Here is a 5,067-nt window from a genome sequence, read left to right on the forward strand (position 1 = left end):
GCTCTGGATCGCCGGGCGACCCCGTCAATCCTCCACGCGCAACACCGCGCCGGGCTTCAGCACGCTGCTGCCGTTGAGCCCATTGAGTGACAACAGGGCCTTCAGCGGCATGCCATAGCGACGGGCGATCGTCCACGGCGACTCGCCGTCGCGGACGGTATGGCGGCGGCTACGCGGGCGATCGGCGCTGCTGGCCACGGTCCGCGCCACGCGCGGTGCCGGTGCCTCGGCCTTGGCCGACGGCGCTGTCGTATCGACGGGGGTGGGGCTGTCGGCGGCGGCGACTGTCGCCATTACCGCTGCGCTGGCGTCCACCGGCGCGTGGCTGGCCGGGGCCAGCAAGGTGACCTGGCCGCTCGGACGGCCCTTGCCGCTGGCCAGGGCCGGGTTGAGTCGCGCGATCCGCGCCGGGTCCAGGGAGCGCTGTGCGGCCCACTGTTGGACGCTGGTGCCGGCCGGCAGGGTGTGCCCCTTGAGCACCGGCACGGTGCGGTCCAGCGAGGCCATCACGCCCGGCTTGGTTTCAGCTGTTTCCAGCACGCAGGCCAGCGCGTGCAGCTTCTCGACGTAGGCGTAGGTGATCGGCGACAGCCCCGGCAGCTCGGCTGGCCGCGCGTTCTGCGCGTTCATGCCGGCCTTGCGCAACGACTGCAGGACGCGGTACTCGCCGGCGTTGTAGGCCATCGTGGCCAGGCGCCAGTCGCCGCCGAACATGCCATGCAGGGTCTTGAGGTAACGCACCGCGGCCTGGGTGGAGTCCACCGCCGACAGGCGGCCGTCGTACCCGGCGGTCATCTGGACCCGGTGGTTCTTGGCGGTGGTGGCGATGAACTGCCACAGCCCGGCCGGGCCGCTGCCGTTGCGGGCATTGGGCCGGTAGCCGCTTTCCACGAACGGGATCAGCGCGAACTCGGTGGGCAGGTTCGAGCGACGCAGCTCTTCGACCACATAGCCGAACAGCACCAGGGCGTCATCGTCCTGGTTGGCCAGCCGCGACGGGGCGTGGGCGAACTGTTTCTGCCAACGCGGGCTGGTGGCCTCGGCGTTGCAGGTGGGTTCGGCCAAGCCTTCCCGGAAGCTGGCGAAGATCTCCTGCCCGTTGCGCACCGAAACCGGCGGCAGGGCGGCGGGGTCCAGTGGCAGCTGCGAGAGCCCGGCCACGTTCTGCGACATTCCCGCACTCAACGACTGGGCGCTCGCGCCACCGGCAAGGGCAAGTCCCAGGCCGAGCGCGAGCGGCAACAATCGCCGGCTCATGTACGGAATCCGTCTTTCCAGCCGCGCAGACCTACGACGACATCGACTTCATCGGTGACGGGGCGACCCAGGTGGGCACTGACGGCCTGCTGGATCGAGGGAAAACGGGTGCGCAGGAACGGATTGCATTCCAGCTCGCTGGCCAGTGTTACCGGCAGCGTGGGGCGGTCATCGCGGCGCATGGCCAGGGCCTCCTCATGGCGCTGCAGCAACGCAGCGTTGGTGGGGTCGACGTGCCGCGCGAAGACGGCATTTGACACGGTGTATTCGTGCCCGCAACACAACAGCAGGTGCGGGGGCAGGGACGCCAGCTTGTGCAGGGATGCCTGCAGCTGGGACGGCGTACCTTCGAACATGCGACCACAGCCCAGGCTGAACAGCGCGTCCCCACTGAAAAGATGTTCAGCGGTGTGAAACGCGACATGCGACCGGGTGTGACCGGGCACGGATACTACGTGGAACGTCTGGCCCAATGCCTGAACGTGTTCACCTTCGCCTACCCGATGCGTCGCCATCGGCATGCGCGGATCGTGTGGCGCGTATACCGCAAGCCCCGGATACCGGCCCTGCAGCTCGGTCACGCCGCCGATGTGGTCGTCGTGGTGGTGGGTGAGAAGAATCGCCTCAGGCGTCCATCCCTGCTGCGCTGCGGCAGCCAGAACCGGCGATGCCTGGCCCGGGTCGACCACGACCGCGCGGCCGTCGTCGGCGACCAGGGCCCAGATGTAGTTGTCCGCAAATGCGGGTAGGGCAGTGAGTCGCATAGAATTGGACCATGCCCGCCACGCCGAGCCCCCGTCAAGCGTCAGTCGCATCCTGGTTTGATACTGAACCGGCACAAGTGCTGTGCCAGCTGGAGTTGCAGCACCTGATGCCCCTGCTCGCCGAGCACCCGGTGACGCCCTGGCTGTGGGTGGCGCCGACCGCCGCGTGGGCGGCCCTGCCCAGCCTGCCCGGGCGTGGGCTGCGCCTGTACCGTGACGGCGCCGGATTTGCCGGCGATGCCCACTGCGGTCTGCCCCTGCCGCTGCCGAGCGAGAGCGTCAACGCGATCGTGCTCCAGCACGTCACCGCCCGCGACGCCGAACAGCTGATCGACGAATGTGCACGGGTGCTGATGCCCGGCGGCCGGCTCTGGCTGTCCACTCTCAACCCGTTCAGCCCGTATCGCCGCCAATGGCGCCACCACGGGCTGGTAGTGCGCAGCCCGCAGCGGCTCCGGCATACCCTGGAGCGGTGCGGGCTGGCCTGCCAGGACGTGACCTACCTGGGACCGATGTGGCACGACCGGGCACCCGGCCACCGCAGCCTCGCACTGCTGCGCGCGGCGTGCCTGTTCAGCGCCGAGAAACGCACCCTGGCCTTGCCGGGACCTACGCCACTGCCGGTCCGCCAATGGCACGGCACCGTGGCGACCTGATCTGGAATGCAATGAAGACCATAGAAATACACACCGACGGTTCCTGCCTCGGCAATCCCGGCCCCGGCGGCTGGGCGGCACTGCTGCGCTACAACGCGCACGAGCGTGAACTGAGCGGCGGCGAAGCGCACACCACCAACAACCGGATGGAGCTGATGGCCGCCATCTCCGGGTTGGAGGCGCTGAGCGAGCCGTGCAACATCGTGCTGTTCACCGATTCCCAGTACGTGCGCCAGGGCCTGACCGAGTGGATGCCGGGCTGGATCCGCAAGAACTGGAAGACCGCCGGTGGCGCTCCGGTCAAGAACCGCGAACTGTGGGAGCGCCTGCACGCGGCCACCCTCATGCACACCATCGACTGGCGTTGGGTGAAGGGCCATTCCGGTGACCCGGACAACGAGCGGGTGGACCAGCTGGCGCGCGATGCCGCGATCCGGATCCGCGCCGCCGGCCCGGTACACTGAGCCCATGCGTCAGATCATCCTCGATACCGAAACCACCGGTCTGGAATGGCGAAAGGGCAACCGCATCGTCGAAATCGGCTGTGTGGAACTGCTCGAACGTCGCCCCAGCGGCAACAACTACCACCAGTACATCAAGCCGGACTGCGAGTTCGAACAGGGCGCGCAGGAAGTCACCGGGCTGACCTTGGACTTCCTGGCCGACAAGCCCGACTTCGCGCAGATCGCCGATGAGTTCCTCGCCTTCATCGATGGCGCCGAACTGATCATCCACAACGCCGCGTTCGACATCGGCTTCCTGGACAACGAGCTGTCGCTGCTCGGCGACCACTACGGCAAGATCACCGACCGCTGCACGGTGATCGATACGCTGAAGATGGCGCGCGAGCGCTTCCCGGGCCAGCGTAATTCGCTGGACGCACTGTGCCGGCGGCTGGGCGTGGACAATGCGCATCGCCAGTTGCACGGCGGCCTGCTCGATGCCCAGATCCTGGGCGATGTGTACATCGCACTGACCTCGGGCCAGGAAGAAATCGGCTTCGGTTCGGCCGACGAAGCCAAGGGCGGCACCGCGCACGCGCAGGCGTTCGACACCTCGCGTCTGCTGCCGCGCCCCCGTGTGGTGGCAACCGCCTCCGAGCTGGAAGCGCACCAGGCGCGCCTGGCCAAGCTGCGCAAGAAGGCCGGCCATGCGATATGGGACGGCGAGCGCGAGATGGCCGAAGCGGGCTGACCGCGGCGCGACTCACCTGGCGGTACGGGTCGCTCCAGGCGTCGGTCTACGGGCCGCTACGGGCGTCGATCTTCACGGGTAGAGCCACGCCATGCGTGGCTGCCTTTCGTTCGGCGACCCTCAAGGGGTTACGCCGCCTGCTCGGCCACGCTCATCCAACCGGCGTATCGAACCGTCCACCGCCCCGCAACCCGTCAGCCCTCAGTGGCAACGCACCAGGATCACGGTGATGTTGTCCGAACCGCCGCCATCGAGCGCGGCGGCGACCAGGGTATCCACGCACTCCTGCGCGCTGGCGTCGTCAAAGGCCAGCGTGCTGGCGATGCCCTTGTCTTCCACTTCCTCGGTCAGCCCGTCGCTGCACAGCAGCAGCTGCATGCCCGGGCGCAGTTCGCCTGTGGTGGTGGCGACGTTGAGGTGGGCCGGGTCGGTCACGCCCAGCGCCTGGGTCACCACGTTGCGGTGCGGGTGCGCGCGCGCCTGTTCGGCAGTCAGGTTGCCTTGGGCGACCAGTTCCTGGACCACGCTGTGGTCCTGGCTGAGCTGGGCCAGCTGGCCATCGCGCCACAGGTAGGCGCGGCTGTCGCCGACCCAGGCCACTTCGTAGCGGTTGCCCTGAACGCGCGCGGCGACCACGGTGGTGCCCATCGGCAGGCTGTCATTGCGCCGCCGGGAGGTGCGGATGATTTCCTCGTCGGCGACCCGGATCGCATGCGCCAGCGACGCGCCCTGGCGGATCTCGCGCACGATGGTCTCGCGCGCCAGCGCGCTGGCCACTTCGCCGCAGGCGTGTCCGCCCATGCCGTCGGCCACCAGCCACAACGCCAGTTCGCCATCGCCGTAGTAGGTGTCCTCGTTGAGGTCACGGCGCAGGCCAGGGTGGGTCAGGTGTCCGAATTCGATCATGGGGTGGCTGCAGGCAAGGGGACGTTGCGGGGGAGAACGGCATGATCGCGGCCCGCCGGACATCCGGCAAGGTATCCATACAGAAGAAATTCACTTCCGTTGCAAACGAATGACTTGTCGCCGAYGCGTCCTGCCCGTATCATTCGCCTCCCGGTTCGCCGGGACCATCTGGAGAGGTGGCAGAGCGGTTGAATGTACCTGACTCGAAATCAGGCAGGCGTTTATAGCGCCTCGGGGGTTCGAATCCCCCCCTCTCCGCCAGATCAAAAGAAAAGGGCTGCCCGGTGGGC

At 67.9% G+C, this 5,067-nt stretch carries 6 protein-coding genes and 1 tRNA gene; 4 read left to right on the plus strand and 3 right to left on the minus strand.

Annotated features, from left to right (window positions below; genetic code table 11):
- Positions 1–24 precede the first annotated feature (24 nt).
- On the minus strand, positions 25–1,257 hold the full coding sequence (locus AC1DQP_RS16250; RefSeq protein ID WP_457318085.1) for a lytic transglycosylase domain-containing protein: 1,233 nt from the start codon (positions 1,255–1,257) through the stop codon (positions 25–27).
- On the minus strand, positions 1,254–2,021 hold the full coding sequence (gene gloB, locus AC1DQP_RS16255) for a hydroxyacylglutathione hydrolase (RefSeq protein WP_457318084.1): 768 nt from the start codon (positions 2,019–2,021) through the stop codon (positions 1,254–1,256). The genes AC1DQP_RS16250 and gloB overlap by 4 nt, the downstream gene beginning before the upstream one ends.
- An 11-nt stretch (positions 2,022–2,032) precedes the next feature.
- Here gloB and AC1DQP_RS16260 point away from each other — a divergent pair, with 11 nt between their 5' ends.
- The 3 genes from AC1DQP_RS16260 to dnaQ are packed head-to-tail and all read left to right on the plus strand — an operon-like array spanning position 2,033 to position 3,871.
- Positions 2,033–2,677: a methyltransferase domain-containing protein gene (locus tag AC1DQP_RS16260; RefSeq protein WP_457318083.1), complete on the plus strand. Its 645-nt coding sequence runs from the start codon at positions 2,033–2,035 to the stop codon at positions 2,675–2,677.
- Positions 2,678–2,688: 11 nt separating this feature from the next.
- Complete coding sequence (rnhA, locus tag AC1DQP_RS16265) at positions 2,689–3,141, plus strand: ribonuclease HI (protein ID WP_256775648.1); 453 nt, start codon at positions 2,689–2,691, stop codon at positions 3,139–3,141.
- A 4-nt stretch (positions 3,142–3,145) separates the two neighbouring features.
- Positions 3,146–3,871, plus strand: a complete 726-nt coding sequence (gene dnaQ / locus AC1DQP_RS16270; RefSeq protein WP_457318082.1) for a DNA polymerase III subunit epsilon — start codon at positions 3,146–3,148, stop codon at positions 3,869–3,871.
- A 201-nt stretch (positions 3,872–4,072) separates the two neighbouring features.
- Here the strand turns inward: dnaQ and AC1DQP_RS16275 are convergent, their stop codons facing one another.
- Positions 4,073–4,777, minus strand: a complete 705-nt coding sequence (locus tag AC1DQP_RS16275) for a PP2C family protein-serine/threonine phosphatase (protein WP_256775650.1) — start codon at positions 4,775–4,777, stop codon at positions 4,073–4,075.
- A 170-nt stretch (positions 4,778–4,947) separates the two neighbouring features.
- On the opposite strand from AC1DQP_RS16275, the gene AC1DQP_RS16280 reads away from it, so the two are divergent.
- A tRNA-Ser gene (locus AC1DQP_RS16280) sits at positions 4,948–5,038 on the plus strand.
- Positions 5,039–5,067: the final 29 nt, after the last annotated feature.

It is taken from the genome of Stenotrophomonas sp. P5_A8, from assembly GCF_056400545.1.